Origin of the sequence: Streptomyces sp., from assembly GCF_036566765.1 — a bacterium.
In the GTDB taxonomy this organism is placed as follows: domain Bacteria; phylum Actinomycetota; class Actinomycetes; order Streptomycetales; family Streptomycetaceae; genus Streptomyces.
Window position 1 is genome coordinate 17,631 of the sequence record NZ_DATCVQ010000611.1, and the last position, 13,906, is coordinate 31,536.

A 13,906-nucleotide genomic window follows, 5' to 3' on the forward strand; every position below is an offset into this window, starting at 1 on the left:
CGTGCATGTCCCTCCCGCACGCGATCCTCACGGCGCTGCTCGAGAAGCCGTCCTCAGGTCTCGAACTGACGCGCCGCTTCGACAAGTCGATCGGCTACTTCTGGTCGGCCACGCACCAGCAGATCTATCGCGAGCTGGGCAAGCTGGAGCAGGCGGGGCACATCCGTGCCCTGCCCTCCGAGACGCCGACCCGCGGGCAGAAGAAGGAGTACGAGGTCCTGCCCGCGGGCCGCGCGGAGCTGTCGGAGTGGGTGGGCCGGACCGAGGACCCCAAGCCGCTGCGGTCCTCGCTGCTGCTGCGGATGCGCGCGGCGGCGGTGGTCGGCGGCGCCGGCCTGCGGGACGAACTGGAGCGCCATCTCGCCCTGCACCGACAGCAGTTGGACGAGTACCTGGAGATCGAACGCCGCGACTTCCCGCAGGAACGCCGCGCCGCCGAACCGGACCGGCTGCGCCATCTGGTGCTGCGAGGCGGGATCGACCTGGAGCGCTTCTGGGTGGAGTGGCTGACGCACGCGCTGAGCGAACTGCAGCGCTGACGCGAACTGCAGCACTGACTATCCGTCAGGTACGCGACCGGATCTTGCGACGCAGCCCGTAGCCGCCGGCGGCCAGCACGGATGCGACGGCGAGACCGAGCCCGAGCCCGGTTTCGAAGTCCGTGGGGCCGTACGCGCCGCCGATGCCGCCCTGGGCTCCGCCCGACGGCATCACCGTGGGGGTCAGGGGCGCCGGGGTGGGGGTCAAGGGCGCCGGGGTGGGGTCAAGGGGCGCCGGGGTGGGGTCCAGGGGCGCGACAGTGGCCGCGCTGCTACTCGGAAGCCACTCACAGGCGAGACCGTCATCGGGGCCCCGATCCTCGTCGAGGCGGTGCGGGTCATTCGCGTTCCTGTCGAACTCCGCCTGCGCTTCTTCCCGAGAGGAGAAGTCCCGGCAGTCGAGGTCCTGCGCCTGCGCGATCCCGGCCGACGGGACAATGGACGCGCAGGCCAGAGCTATGCCGGCCAGTGCAGTGCGGCAGTTCATCGTGTCTCCCGGCGCTTGGTGAGGCTGTCGTTACGACGCTACGAGCGGTGGGAGCGCGCAGCGCGGGAAGCTAGGCCGAACGAGAGGCCTCCCGTCGTGCGGGCGTGGGCGGACAGAGGCCCCCGGCCGGCTCCCGCGCCCTCGACGAGGCCGTGGATCACATCGGGCGCCTGCGGCTCGGCGCACGCGACGTCCCCCCAACCGGCGGTGGATACTGGTCAGTCGTAGACCGACCAGGGCAACACAGGTGAAAGGGCGGACATGGCCGACCAGTTGGGGAACGGACGTCGGACACGTCATGCGGTGGTGATCGGCGGGAGCCTCGCGGGGCTGCTGGCCGCGCGGGTGCTCGCCGAGCATGCGGAGCGGGTGACGGTCGTGGAGCGGGACCGGTTCCCGGAGGGGCCCGAGGCTCGGCCCGGCGTCCCGCAGGGGCGGCATCTCCATGTGCTGCTCGAGGGCGGGCAGCGCGCGCTCGACGAGTTGCTGCCGGGGTTCATGGACGAGCTGGCCGAGCTGGGCGCGCCCAAGGTGGGCATGCCGGGGGACGTCGTGCAGTGGCAGAACGGGCGCTGGTTCCGGCGCACTCCTTCCACCACGCACCTGTTCACCGGCGCGCGTCCGCAACTGGACTGGCTGGTGCGCCGCCGTGTGCTGGCCGACCCGCGCATCGAGACCGTCGAGGGCGCCGAGGTCGTGCGGCTGCTCGGCGACTCCTCGCGGGTGCGCGGCGTCCTGCTGCGCGAGCGCGGCGCGGGCGCGGACAAGGAGCCCCGTCCGCTGGAGGCCGACCTGGTCGTGGACGCCTCCGGCCGCGGCTCGAAGGCCCCCGACTGGCTGGCCGCGATCGGCGCGGAGGCCCCGCACGAGGAGAGCCTCGACACGGGGCTCGCGTACGCCACCCGCGTCTACCGGGCCGAGCCCGACCCGAAGCGCACGGACGCCCTCGGCTGCTACATCATGCCCAGCCCGGAGCAGGCCGGCGCAGCCGTGGTCCTGCCCATCGGCGGCGGACGCCACATCGTGACCCTCTCCGGCCTGCGCGGTGACGAACCGCCCACCGACGAGACGGGGTTCGAGCAGTTCGCCAAGCGGCTGCCGCATCCGGTCGTCGCGGATTGGCTGGCCCGCGCCGAGCCCGACTCGCCGGTCTTCGGCTTCCGCGGCACCGCCAACGTCCGGCGCCGGTACGACCGTCCGGGCCGCCGTCCGGCCGGGTTCCTCGCCACCGGCGACGCGCTGTGCGCCTTCAACCCGATCTACGGGCAGGGCATGTCCACCGCCGCGCTGAGCGCCGTCGCGCTGCGCGAGGCGCTCGCCGATCCCAAGCGCACCCCCTCGACGCGCCGGGTGCAGCGGGCGCTCTTCGGGGCGTCGAAGCTCGCCTGGGACATCTGCTTGGGGGCCGACCGGCAGATGCCGGGCGCGACGGGCAACGTGCTGCAGGGCCGGCGGACCGACAAGCCGGCGTCCTGGTACCTGGACCGCGTGCTGGAGCGGTACATGAGCGACCCCGTCGTGGGCGACGCGTTCCGCTCGGTGCTGACCCTCACCACGCCGATCACCGCGCTCTTCGCGCCGGAGGTGGTCCGCGCCGTGCTCGGCCCGGTGCACGACGCGCCGACCGAGCCGCCGATGCGCCGGGAGGCCCCGGGGGCTCTGGGGGCGTAACCCCTCGGCCGGGACGTCTCGAACGCCCCGCCCCTCAGACGCCCGGCGCCGCCGCGATCACGCCCGCCGCGATCGCGGCGGTGAGCGCCGCGTAGTCGTCGGCGTTCTGGGCCGTGTACCGCAGGGCGAAGTCCGCGACGGCCCGGTCGAAGACGGCGGAGCCGCCCAGGTATCCGGCGATCGCGATCCGGTCGCCGGACCGGGCGTGGGCGCGGGCCAGGGTGCGGCCGCACAGCGCCGCGTAGTCGCGCAGCATGGACGGCCGCATGGAGTCGACGTCGGCCGAGCCCTTCATGTCGCGCAACTGCCGCCAGTAGAAGTGCCGTCGCTCGGGTCCGGTCATCCAGCCGAGGAAGATGTCGCTCGCCGCCTGGGTGAGCCGCTGCCCGGCGACCACGCGCTGGCCCTGGTGGGTGTACGCGCTGGGCGCGAGGTACTCCTCCAGACATGATCGGCCGGCCTCCTTGATCTGCAGCATCAGCGGGTCGCCGGCGTCCCGGCCCTCCAGGAGCACGACGAAGCACCGGGTGCCGACGCTGCCCACGCCGACGACCTTGCGGGCGGCGTCCACGTAGCGGTACCGGTCCAGGAGCACGCGGCGCTCTTCCGACAGCGAGCTGCGGTAGTCGTTGAAAATCTTGCTGAGCATCGTTCGGTCGAGGTCGCCGACCCGTTCGAGGAGCGGCAGGTCCTCGACGATCCGTCGGCCGCCGTCCTCTGTCTGTTCCGTGAGCTTGCGCAGCGCCTGGAGGCTGGTGCGCTGGCGGGCTTGGGCGAGTCCGGCCCGCACGCGTGCGCGCTGGCTGCGGCGGACGGAGTCGGCGAGCTGCTGGGCGTCGATCCGCTCGTACCAGACGGCGAGTTCGCCGAGCCCGGCGAGCCTCAGCATCGCCTCGCGGTACGCGGTGGCGGCGACGAGCGCGGCGCGGTGGGCCTTGGCCTTGGTGCCGCCGTTCTGCAGCGCGGCGACGGCGACGCTGGCGGCGAGCCGTTTGACGTCCCATTCGAAGGGGCCGGGGTGGGTCTCGTCGAAGTCGTTGACGTCGAACAGAAGGGCCCGTTCGGGTGAGGCGTAGACACCGAAGTTGAGCAGATGAGCGTCCCCGCAGAGCTGGACCGTGAGCCCCGTGTGCCGCTGGGCGGCGAGGTCGGCGGCCATGACCGCGGCGGCGGCGCGCAGGAAGGCGAAGGGCGAGACGGCCATCCGGCCGTAGCGGAGGGGCAGGAGGTCGGGAAGCCGGTCCACACCCTCCTTCTCCAGGACCGTCACGGGGTCCGGGCGCTGGGACGCGGGGATCCAGCGGCCGTGCGCGGACCGGGGAACCCTCTTGCGGACCGCCCTGCCTCGGGCGGCCCTCTCGGACGGAGTCGTCATCCGGCCTCACCCGCCTCTCGCACCACGTCCGGCAGCACCGTCTGGACACAGTTAAGGACCGCTCGCGCGGGCCCGCATCCCGAGCGACGGCGCGCACCGGGCTGCACCGTTTCGGCCAACGTCCGAGGGCCGCCTTCCTTAGTGGTTTAGACCAATGATAGAACGTGATCACCCACACGGACCGCACGATCACGCTGAGCGAAGAGAGGGCCCGTCATGGCCGACCCCGCATCCGACCGGCCGGCGGCGACGCCGCTGTACCTCCGGGTCGCCGCCGCACTGCGGCACGACCTCGTCAGGGGCGGCATCGCCCCCGGCGCCCGGCTGCCGTCGGAGCGCGAACTCGCCCGACGCCACGCCGTCAACCGGCAGACGGTGCGCAGCGCCCTGCAGTTGCTGCGCGAGGAAGGGCGGGTGATCACCGATCGGCGGGGCACCTTCGCCGCCGACGCGGAGCACCCGGACCGCGTCCCCGTACTGCTGGCCCGCCGGCAGGCGTTCCCCGGCGGCGCGCAGACGAGCGGCACGGTGGTGCGCGCCGCGCTCTCCTGGGAGCCTCCGCCGGTCGCGCTCGCCGCCCCGCTCGCGCTCCTGCCGGGCGAGCCCACCCTCGTCCACCGGCAGGTGGTGCTGGCCCCGGACGGCTCGCCCGTGCAGCGGGCCGAGTCCCGGTTCTCCCGCCACGCGCTGGTCACTGTGCCGGAGCTCGCCCGGTACCGGCGCGTCGGCCCCAGCCGCCACCAGCCCGACCTGCGGCTGCTCTACCACTGGATGCACCGGGCCGGACTGCGGGTGACCCACCGCGAGTCCGTCGGCGTGACCCGCCGGTCCGCCGGCGGCGAGGGGACGGCGACAGGCCCGGCCCGGCTGGTCGTCCATCGGGTGGTGAACGACCAGCACGGCAACGCGCTGGAGATCACGGACATCGACTTCGTGGCCCAAGAGGCGGCGCTGACCTACGAGTTCGACGGCTGAGCCGAAGGACCGACGCCGGCCGCCACCGGCGCGGTCCGACGCACCGACACGGCCCCTCAGACGATGCCCTCCGCGATCTCGGCCTGCTCGCGGGCGCTCCCGTACGCCGAGGGCGTCCCGTAGGAGCGGCGCGCGACGTACCACCACACGCTGGCGAGGACCAGGACCACCGCGAGCGCGATGACGGCATAGTTCATCGAGTCCACCGTCACCGGCGAACGCTGCGGCAGGCAGAACAGCACCGTCACGACGGCCACCCACACCACCGCGATCCAGCCGATCGGCCTGCTCCAGCGCCCCAGGCTCCACGGGCCCGGCACGAACCGGTCCCCGGCGCGCAGCCGCAGGTAGATCGGGATGGCGTACGCGGGCGTGATCCCGATGACGTTGATGGCCGTCACCGCGCCGTACGCGGTGGCCGAGTACAGCGACGGCAGCGCGAGGACCGCGGCCACGACGACGGACAGCCACACCGCCGGAACCGGCGTCTGCGTCCGGCTGCTGACCTTCCGCCAGAGCGCCGAGCCGGGAAGGGCATTGTCCCGGCTGAACGCGAACACCATCCGGCTGGCGGCGGCGACCTCCGCGTTGCCGCAGAACAGCTGGGCGACGATCACGACGAGCAGCAGCGCGAGCGCGCCGTCGGCGCCGAGCGCGTCGAGGAAGATCTGGGCGGGCGGGACGCCGGTCTCGGAGCCCGCGGTCCCCGCGTAGTCCTGGATGGCGAAGGTGAGCCCGGCGAGCAGCAGGAAACCGGCGAGCCAGGAGGCCCAGACGGCCCGGACGATGCCCTTCGCGGCGCTGACCGAGGCGTTGGAGGTCTCCTCGGAGAGATGCGCGGAGGCGTCGTACCCGGAGAAGGTGTACTGGGCGAGCAGCAGGCCGATCGCGGCGACGTAGAACGGGTTGGCCCAGCCGGTCTCGTTGACGAACTCGGTGAAGACGAACCCCGGGGACTGGTGGCGGTCCGGCACGAGTCCCAGCGCGCCGACGATCACGGCCACGCCGGCCAGGTGCCACCACACGCTGATCGAGTTCAGGACGCTCACCAGGCGGACCCCGAAGAGGTTCAGCACGGCGTGCAGCAGCAGGATGACCAGGAAGATCACGAAGGTGGTGCCGGGCGTCGGCGTGATGTTCCACTGGAGCTTGAGGAAGGCCCCGGTGAACAGGGCCGCGCCGTAGTCGATGCCGGCGATCGCACCGAGCAGACCGAGCAGGTTGAGCCAGCCCGTGTACCAGCCCCAGCGGCGGCCGCCGAGCCGGTCGGCCATGTAGTAGAGCGCGCCGGAGGTGGGGTACGCGCTGGTGACCTCGGCCAGGGCGAGGGCGACGCACAGCACGAACGCGCCGACGCCTATCCAGCCCCAGATCATCACCGCGGGGCCGCCGGCGCCCATGCCGAAGCCGTACAGGGTCATGCAGCCGGAGAGGACGGATATGACGGAGAAGCTGATGGCGAAGTTGCCGAAGCCGCCCATGCGGCGGGCGAGCACCGGCTGGTAGCCGAGTTCTCTGAGCCGTGCCTCCTCGTCCTGGGGCGGCGCCGCTTCACGCGGTGGAGCAACGGGGGCGGTGCGGGACATGCCGGTACCTCCGGGGGTGGGTGAGCTGACGGGGACGGGGACGGGAGCGCCTCACGACCCGAGGCAGCGGGCGCGGGCGGACCGGAAGACCTCTTCGGCCGGAGCGGGGTCGTCGGGGTCCTTGGTCCGGTGCGCCCAGGGCAGCGGCGTGTAGTACGGGCCGAGCGCCTCGAAGACGCGGGCGGCGTCGTCGAAGCGGAGCGCGCCCCACAGGGCGTGGGCCAGGTGGTTGAGGTCGAGCAGCGAGGCCTCGTCGGTGGCGCAGAACAGGAACCAGGAGTCGAGGGCGCGGGCCGCGTCCCGGGTGGCGTCCTCGGCGACCCAGTACAGGTCGAGGGCCTTCTCGTGGCCGCGCTCGCGGCGGTAGCGCTCCACCCGCGGGTAGAGCGGCAGGGCGTGCAGCGCGGAGCTGACCGGAGCCGAATCCGCCGCCCAGTACGCGTAGTTGAGGGCTTCGGAGACCGGTCCGGTGCCGCGCCGGGCGTACAGGAACTGCAGCATCCGGTGGTGCGCCTCGCGGTTGTGCGGATCGCGCCGGGCGGCCTCGGCCAGCAGGCCCCAGGGGCCGGGCGGGAGCATCGGGGCCGGGGGCGCCTGCCGGTGCTCCTCCTGCTCCTGGGTGGCGTCGAGCACGGCGAGGGCGAGCAGGCAGATCCAGGGGACGGGGTCGGCGGGCGCCACGGCGGCGGCGGTGTGGCAGGCGGCCTGCGCCTCGTGCCGGAGTTCGGGGGTGCGGGGGTGGCCGGAGCGGTGGGCGCGTACGGCCCGCTCGACGGCGACCCGGGTGTGCATGACGAGCCCGGCGACGCTGCGGGGTTCCTCGGCGCGCCACGCCCGGACGACGTCGGACCCGGCGGCGACGGCGGCGAGCACTTGCGTGCGCTGGGTCCATGAGGACCAGCCGGAGGTGTCGTCGAGTAATCGGGCCATCGACAGCCAGCGGCCGGTACGCAGGTCCTGGAGCGCGACGCGCAGGTCGTTGTCGTGGCCCGCCGGGTGGTAGACCGGGCGGAAGCCGTGGCCGTCGCTCATCAGGCGGGACGTGCGTGCGGTATCGCGGTCGGAGTCATCGTTCCTCGGGGGGACGCGGGAAGGGGGGTGGTCGGGCCCCCGGCAAGCGGTCCTGCCGTTGGTCGGCGATCACTATAGAGGCCGTTGGACGATCCGCGTCCACTTGATGAGATGGGCGTAACTATTCGGCCAGGAAGGCTTTTTGACTTCTTGTCAGCAGAGAAATACAGGTGTCTTCCACGAACCGTGGGGAACGCTTGACGCCGCCCGTCGACTGGACCAGGCTTCGACCCTGCGATCAAGGGTCCGAGGACGGAGCGGCGCGGTGGGCGGAGTGGCGCGATGACAGGTGCGGTGCTCGCCGTCGACCAGGGCACATCGGGCACGAAGGCCCTCGTGGTCTGCCCCCGGCGGGGGGTGATCGGCGCCGGCTCCGCGCCCGTACGGCCCCGGTACCTGCCGGGCGGCCGGGTCGAGGTCGACCCGGGTGAGCTGTACGGATCCGTCGTCGCCGCGGGCCGCGCGGCGCTCGCCGACGCCGGGGGCGCGGCCGCCGGGGTCGCCGCGGTCGGACTGGCCAACCAGGGCGAGACGGTGCTCGCCTGGAATCCGGTCACGGGCGAGCCGCTGACCGACGCGATCGTCTGGCAGGACCGCAGGGCCGAGGCGCTGTGCGCCGAACTCGCCGATCACGGCGAGGCGTTGCGCAAACTGACCGGACTGCCGCTCGACCCGTACTTCGCCGCGCCCAAGATGGCCTGGATCCGCCGTCACCTGACGCGCGAGGGCGTGGTCACCACCAGCGACGCCTGGCTGGTGCACCGGCTCACGGGAGAGTTCGTCACGGACGCCGCGACCGCCGGGCGCACCCAACTCCTGGACCTGGACACGGTGTCCTGGTCCGAGGCCGCGCTGGACGCGTTCGGCCTGGGCGGCGAGCGGCTCCCCCGGATCGTGGACGCGAACGCGCCGGTCGGGACCACGACCGCGTTCGGCCCCGCGCTTCCACTCACCGGCCTGCTCGTCGATCAGCAGGCGGCGCTCCTTGCCCAGCGCGTCACCGAGCCCGGGTCCGCCAAGTGCACCTACGGGACCGGCGCGTTCCTGCTCGCCCAGACCGGCTCCGTCCCCCGCCTGGGCTCCTCAGGGCTGGTGAGCTGTGTGGCCTGGCGGCTGGGCGGCCGGACCAGTTACTGCCTGGACGGCCAGGTGTACACGGCGGCGTCCGCGGTGCGCTGGCTGACGGACCTGGGCGTGCTGCCCGGCGGCGCCGCCGACCTCGACGCCGTGGGCGGCTCCGTCCCGGACGCCGGCGGCGTCACCTTCGTACCGGCGCTCGCCGGCCTCGCCGCCCCGTGGTGGCGCGGCGACCTGCGCGGCTCCCTCACCGGCCTCGGCCTGGACACCGGCCCGGGCCATCTGGTCCGGGCGCTGTGCGAGGGCCTCGCGGCCCAGGTCGCCGAGCTGGCCGACGCGGCGGCGAGCGACCTCGGCCGTCCGCTGGAGGTGCTGCGGGTGGACGGCGGGCTGACCCGCTCGGCGCTGCTGATGCAGACCCAAGCCGATCTGCTCCAACTCCCCGTGGAGGTCTCGGCGCTGCCGGACGCGACGGCGCTCGGCGTCGGCGCGGTCGCCCGGCTGGGCCTCGACCCCGGTCTGACCGTGGACGACGCCGTACCGCGGTGGTCCCCGTCCGCGGTGTACGAGCCCCGGATCACGGCGTCGGAGGCCGCGGAGCGGCGGGCGCGGTTCCGTGCGGCGGTACGGGCGCTGACGGCCGCGCAGGGGCGCGACGCGGAGGCGACGAGTCCCGCGGGCGGCGGGGGCGCTTCGGGATGACGGTGACGCGGTCCGGACCGCTGCCGGGGGCCGGGGCGGATCCGGAGCGGGGGACGTACGACGTGGCGGTCGTCGGGGCCGGGGCAGTCGGCTGCGCGATCGCCCGCGAGCTGGCCCGGTACCGACTGCGCGTCGCGCTCGTCGAGGCGTCGGGCGACGTCGGCGACGGCACCTCCAAGGCCAACACCGCCATCCTGCACACCGGTTTCGACGCCGTGCCCGGCTCTCTGGAATCGCGCCTCGTACGGGACGGGCAGCGCCGGCTGCTCGGGTACGCCGCCGAGACCGGGATCCCCGTCGAGCCGGTCGGCGCGCTCCTGATCGCCTGGGACGAGGAGCAGCTCGCCGCGCTGCCCCGGCTCGCCGCGAAGGCAGCGCTCAACGACTACCACTCCACCCGCCTCATCGGCGCCACGGAACTGCGGTCGCTCGAACCGAAGTTGGGACCGGGCGCGCTCGGGGCGCTTGCCGTGCCGGACGAGGCGATCGTCTGCCCGTGGACGACGACCCTCGCGTACGCCACCCAGGCCGTGCGCTCCGGCGTCGACCTGCACCTCGACTGCCGTGTGGAGAAGGTGCGTCAGGGCGATCCGCACCGGCTCGTCACCCCGCGCGGGGTCCTGCGCACCCGCCACCTGGTGAACGCCGCCGGGCTGCACGCGGACGCGTTCGACGCGCTGCTCGGCCACCACGACTTCACGGTCACTCCGAGGCGTGGCCAACTGCTCGTCTACGACAAGTTCGCGCGCCCGCTCGTCCGGCACATCCTGCTGCCCGTGCCCGGGCGGCTCGGCAAGGGCGTGCTGGTGTCGCCGACGGTGTACGGGAACGTGCTGCTCGGCCCGACCGCCGAGGACCTCCACGACAAGACCGCCACCGACTCGACCGCCGAGGGCCTCGCCGCGCTGCGGGCGCAGGGCGGGCGGATCCTGCCGGAGCTGGTCGAGGAGGAGGTCACCGCGGTCTACGCCGGGCTGCGGGCGGCGACGGAGCACGACGACTACAGGATCGCCGCGCACCCCGGGCAGCGGTACGTGACGGTGGGCGGGATCCGCTCCACCGGCCTGACCGCGTCGATGGCGATCGCCGCGCACGTGGTCGGCCTGCTGGCCGACGGCGGCCTCGTCCTGGGCCCGGAACGCCCGCTCGCACCGGTGAGGATGCCGAACCTCGGCGAGGCGTTCACCCGCCCGTACCAGGATGCCGCGCTCATCGCCCGGGACCCCGAGTACGGGCGCCTGGTCTGCCACTGCGAGCGGGTGTCCCGGGGCGAGATCCGGGACGCGCTCGCCGCTGCGATCCCGCCCGCCACGCTCGACGGCCTACGCCGCCGCACCCGCGCCCGGGGCGGCCGCTGCCAGGGCTTCGCGTGCGGGGCGGCGGTACGGGCGCAGTTCGAGGAGGCGCGGGGGTGCCGGGAGTGACGGATGGGGGCGGCAGGCGGGAGCGGACGGTGGAGGTGCTGATCGTCGGTGCCGGACCAGCCGGACTGTCGGCGGCAGCCACGCTCGCGACCGCGGGCGCGGGCCGTGTGGAGGTCCTGGAACGGGACCCGGACGCGGGCGGAGTCCCCCGCCACTGCGCGCACCCCGGCTTCGGCGGCCCTGGCCCGTGGCGCCCGCTCCAGGGCCCGGAGTACGCCCGCCGCCTGACGGACGCGGCAGTACGCGCGGGCGCGACGGTCCGGACGGGGGTGACGGCGACGGGGTGGGCGCATGCCGGGCTGCCGGAGTCGCCCCTCACGCTCGACGTGACCGGGCCCGGCGGCCTTGAGCGGATCACGGCGCGGGCCGTCGTCCTGGCCACGGGGGCGCGGGAGCGGCCCCGGAGCGCACGGCTCGTGCCCGGGGCGCGTCCGGCGGGGGTGCTGACGACGGGTGAGCTTCAGCAGTCCGTCCACCTGTACGGGATGCGGGGGGAGGCGATCGGGCGGCGGGCCGTGGTGGTCGGGGCCGAGCCGGTCGCGCGGCATGCGGTGCGGGCGCTGCGGGGCGCGGGCGTCGAGGTCGTGGCCGTGGTGACGGAGGGGCCGCGCCCGCCCGCGTACCGGGGGGACTTCGCCGCACCGCTGCTCCCCTGGACGACGGTGTCCGGGCTCGTCGGGCGGGGTCGGCTCGCGGGGGTGACGGTGCGCCACCGGGGCGGTCGTACGGGCACGCTCGCCTGCGACACGGTCGTCTTCACGGGCGGCTGGATCCCGAACCATGAACTGGCCCGGTCCGGCGGCCTGGCGCTCGACGCGGCAACCCGGGGCCCGGTCGTGGACGGCGCGTTCCGCACCTCCATGCCGGGCGTGTTCGCCGCCGGCAACGCCCTGCGGGGCGTCGAGCCCGCCGCCGTCGCGGAGGCCGAGGGCCGGGCCGCGGCGCAGGCGATCCTCCGCCATCTGGCCGCCGCGCCGTGGCCGGCCCGCTCCGTCCCGCTGGTCGTCGAGTCGCCGCTGCTGTGGGTGAGCCCGAACCGGGTCGACGCGCCGTTCACGCGACGGCCGTTCCTGCTGCGGCCGGCCGAGCCGTTGCGGCTGCCCGTGGTGTGGGCGGTGCAGGACGGCCGCATGCTGATGCGCACGCGCCTGCTGCGCACCCTGGACCCGTCGCGCTCGGTCCGCCTGGCGCCGGACTGGGCGTCCGCGGTGGATCCCGACGGCGGCCCGGTGGTGCTCCGCGCGCGGTGAGACGCGAGTGCCAGTGGTCCCGTCCTGTGGCACCCGTACGACGCTGTTGACCGCCCCACCCGCGGCCCACCATGCTCATCACGCCCAGCACGGCGAGCACTGTCGAGCACGCATGGCGCACGCACGGCGCACGCACGGCGCACCCACCCAGCACGCATCGAGCACCCTTCCAACCCTCTCTCCGCACGGAGGTGTCATGGTCCGGCGCACGGTCAGAATCCTGCTCGGCCTGGTCATGGTGGTGACCGCGGCCTTCGCGGGCACGGTCGCCACATCCGGTACGGCGTACGCAGACGAGTGCTACACCTGGGGACGCACCCTGTCCTCGGGCATGTCCGGCGCGGACGTGACCCAGCTGCAGATCCGGGTCGCGGGCTACCCCGGCTACGGCGCGGTCCTCGGCGTCGACGGCGACTACGGCCCGGCCACCAAGGCGGCCGTCACCCGCTTCCAGCAGGCCTACGGACTCGCCGCGGACGGCGTCGCCGGCCCGGCGACCTTCTCCAAGCTGTACGCCCTCCAGGACGCCGACTGCACGCCTGCGCACTTCACGTACGCCGAGCTCAACAAGTGCAACGGCGACTGGTCGGGCGGCGCGGTGAGCGCGGCGACCGCCAAGTCGAACGCGCTGCGCGCGATGTGGAAGCTGGAGGCCATGCGACACGCGCTGGGCGACGTGCCGATCTCGGTGAGCAGCGGCTTCCGCTCGTACGCCTGCAACTCGGCGGTCGGCGGGGCGTCGGACAGCCGGCATCTGTACGGCGACGGGGTCGACCTGACCGGCTCGCCGTCCCTGTGCACGCTCGCCAAGCAGGCCCGCAACCACGGCTTCAACGGCATCCTGGGCCCGGGCTACCCGGGCCACGGGGACCACGCGCACGTCGACACGCGGGCGAGCCGCTTCTGGTCGGCGAGCAGCTGCGGCATCTGACAGCACGCGGTGGCGTAGGGGCCCGCGCTCGCCCACACTTGACGGCATGCCGGACAAGCGAAGCGCGGGTCTCCTTCTCTTCCGTACCGCCGCGGACGGCGGCGTCGAAGTGCTGATCGGGCACATGGGCGGGCCGTTCTGGGCCGCGCGCGACCAGGCGGCGTGGTCGTTCCCGAAGGGCGAGTACGGCCCCGAGGAGACCCCCGAGGCCGCCGCGGCCCGGGAGTTCGAGGAGGAGCTGGGCCTGCCCGCCCCGGACGGCGAGCGGGTCCCGCTCGGCGAGGCCCGGCAGAGCTCCGGCAAGACCGTCACGATCTGGGCGGTCGAGGCCGACCTGGACCCGGACCGCGTGGTCCCCGGCACGTTCACCATGGAGTGGCCGCGCGGCTCGGGGACGCTGCGGGAGTTCCCGGAGATCGACCGCGTCGGCTGGTTCACCCCCGCCGAGGCGGCCCCGCTGCTGGTCGCGGGCCAGCGGATCTTCCTCGAACGCCTGGCCTCGCACCTGGCCGCCCGGGGCGGCGGGGCCTGACTGTCAGACCCGTAGGAGAGGGTGGAAGCCTCCGACCCGTCGAGAGGGAGCCCGACATGACCGGCATCACCGCACGCGAACGCGCAGCGGCCCAGGCGTACATCCGACTCCTGGAAACCACCCAGGCCGTCTTCAGCGACCCTTCCCTCACCCCGCTCGCGGCCGCCATCCTCACCCCCACCATGACCGACGCCGACACCGCCCTCCACGCCGCCGGCCTCACCGGCAACGAGGCCCGCCTCCTCGACCTGGTCACCGCCTTGCGGGGGATGCCGGTGGCGCGGAC

13 protein-coding genes are annotated in these 13,906 nt (G+C 74.1%); 9 read left to right on the forward strand and 4 right to left on the reverse strand.

Annotation, left to right across the window (positions count from 1 at the left end):
* The first annotated feature begins 5 nt into the window (after positions 1-5).
* A complete protein-coding gene (locus VIU94_RS35490; protein WP_331918098.1) occupies positions 6-539 on the forward strand; it encodes a PadR family transcriptional regulator in 534 nt (177 codons plus the stop codon).
* A 25-nt stretch (positions 540-564) separates the two neighbouring features.
* On the opposite strand, the gene VIU94_RS35495 is transcribed toward VIU94_RS35490, so the two are convergent.
* Positions 565-747, reverse strand: a complete 183-nt coding sequence (locus VIU94_RS35495) for a hypothetical protein (protein WP_331918100.1) — start codon at positions 745-747, stop codon at positions 565-567.
* A gap of 540 nt (positions 748-1,287) precedes the next feature.
* On the opposite strand from VIU94_RS35495, the gene VIU94_RS35500 reads away from it, so the two are divergent.
* The gene (locus tag VIU94_RS35500) at positions 1,288-2,697 is read left to right on the forward strand and encodes an NAD(P)/FAD-dependent oxidoreductase (protein ID WP_331918102.1); all 1,410 of its coding nucleotides are present in this window, start codon (positions 1,288-1,290) and stop codon (positions 2,695-2,697) included.
* Positions 2,698-2,731: 34 nt separating this feature from the next.
* On the opposite strand, the gene VIU94_RS35505 is transcribed toward VIU94_RS35500, so the two are convergent.
* Entirely contained in the window at positions 2,732-4,072 is a 1,341-nt protein-coding gene (locus tag VIU94_RS35505) for a DUF2252 domain-containing protein (protein ID WP_331918104.1), read from the reverse strand.
* A 216-nt stretch (positions 4,073-4,288) separates the two neighbouring features.
* Here VIU94_RS35505 and VIU94_RS35510 point away from each other — a divergent pair, with 216 nt between their 5' ends.
* Positions 4,289-5,047 carry a GntR family transcriptional regulator gene (locus tag VIU94_RS35510; protein WP_331918106.1) on the forward strand — a complete coding sequence of 253 codons (759 nt, stop codon included), beginning with the start codon at positions 4,289-4,291 and terminating at the stop codon, positions 5,045-5,047.
* A gap of 56 nt (positions 5,048-5,103) precedes the next feature.
* Here the strand turns inward: VIU94_RS35510 and VIU94_RS35515 are convergent, their stop codons facing one another.
* Both VIU94_RS35515 and VIU94_RS35520 read right to left on the reverse strand, forming a co-directional pair.
* Positions 5,104-6,633, reverse strand: a complete 1,530-nt coding sequence (locus VIU94_RS35515; RefSeq protein ID WP_331918108.1) for an amino acid permease — start codon at positions 6,631-6,633, stop codon at positions 5,104-5,106.
* Between the two features lie 51 nt (positions 6,634-6,684).
* A complete protein-coding gene (locus VIU94_RS35520) occupies positions 6,685-7,665 on the reverse strand; it encodes a hypothetical protein (RefSeq protein WP_331918110.1) in 981 nt (326 codons plus the stop codon).
* 321 nt (positions 7,666-7,986) lie between these two features.
* Here VIU94_RS35520 and VIU94_RS35525 point away from each other — a divergent pair, with 321 nt between their 5' ends.
* The 6 genes from VIU94_RS35525 to VIU94_RS35550 form a co-directional block, all read left to right on the forward strand.
* Positions 7,987-9,483 (forward strand): FGGY family carbohydrate kinase, encoded by a 1,497-nt coding sequence (locus VIU94_RS35525; RefSeq protein WP_331918112.1) that lies wholly within the window; start codon positions 7,987-7,989, stop codon positions 9,481-9,483.
* Positions 9,480-10,907 carry an FAD-dependent oxidoreductase gene (locus VIU94_RS35530; RefSeq protein WP_331918114.1) on the forward strand — a complete coding sequence of 476 codons (1,428 nt, stop codon included), beginning with the start codon at positions 9,480-9,482 and terminating at the stop codon, positions 10,905-10,907. The genes VIU94_RS35525 and VIU94_RS35530 overlap by 4 nt, the downstream gene beginning before the upstream one ends.
* Entirely contained in the window at positions 10,895-12,157 is a 1,263-nt protein-coding gene (locus VIU94_RS35535; protein WP_331918116.1) for an NAD(P)/FAD-dependent oxidoreductase, read from the forward strand. Before VIU94_RS35530 ends, VIU94_RS35535 begins: the two co-directional genes overlap by 13 nt.
* Positions 12,158-12,353: 196 nt before the next feature.
* Positions 12,354-13,088, forward strand: a complete 735-nt coding sequence (locus VIU94_RS35540) for a D-Ala-D-Ala carboxypeptidase family metallohydrolase (protein ID WP_331918118.1) — start codon at positions 12,354-12,356, stop codon at positions 13,086-13,088.
* Positions 13,089-13,134: 46 nt separating this feature from the next.
* Positions 13,135-13,620, forward strand: a complete 486-nt coding sequence (locus tag VIU94_RS35545) for an NUDIX hydrolase (protein ID WP_331918120.1) — start codon at positions 13,135-13,137, stop codon at positions 13,618-13,620.
* A gap of 56 nt (positions 13,621-13,676) precedes the next feature.
* Positions 13,677-13,906, forward strand: a 230-nt coding sequence (locus VIU94_RS35550; RefSeq protein ID WP_331918122.1) for a hypothetical protein, incomplete at its 3' end; no start/stop codon positions are given.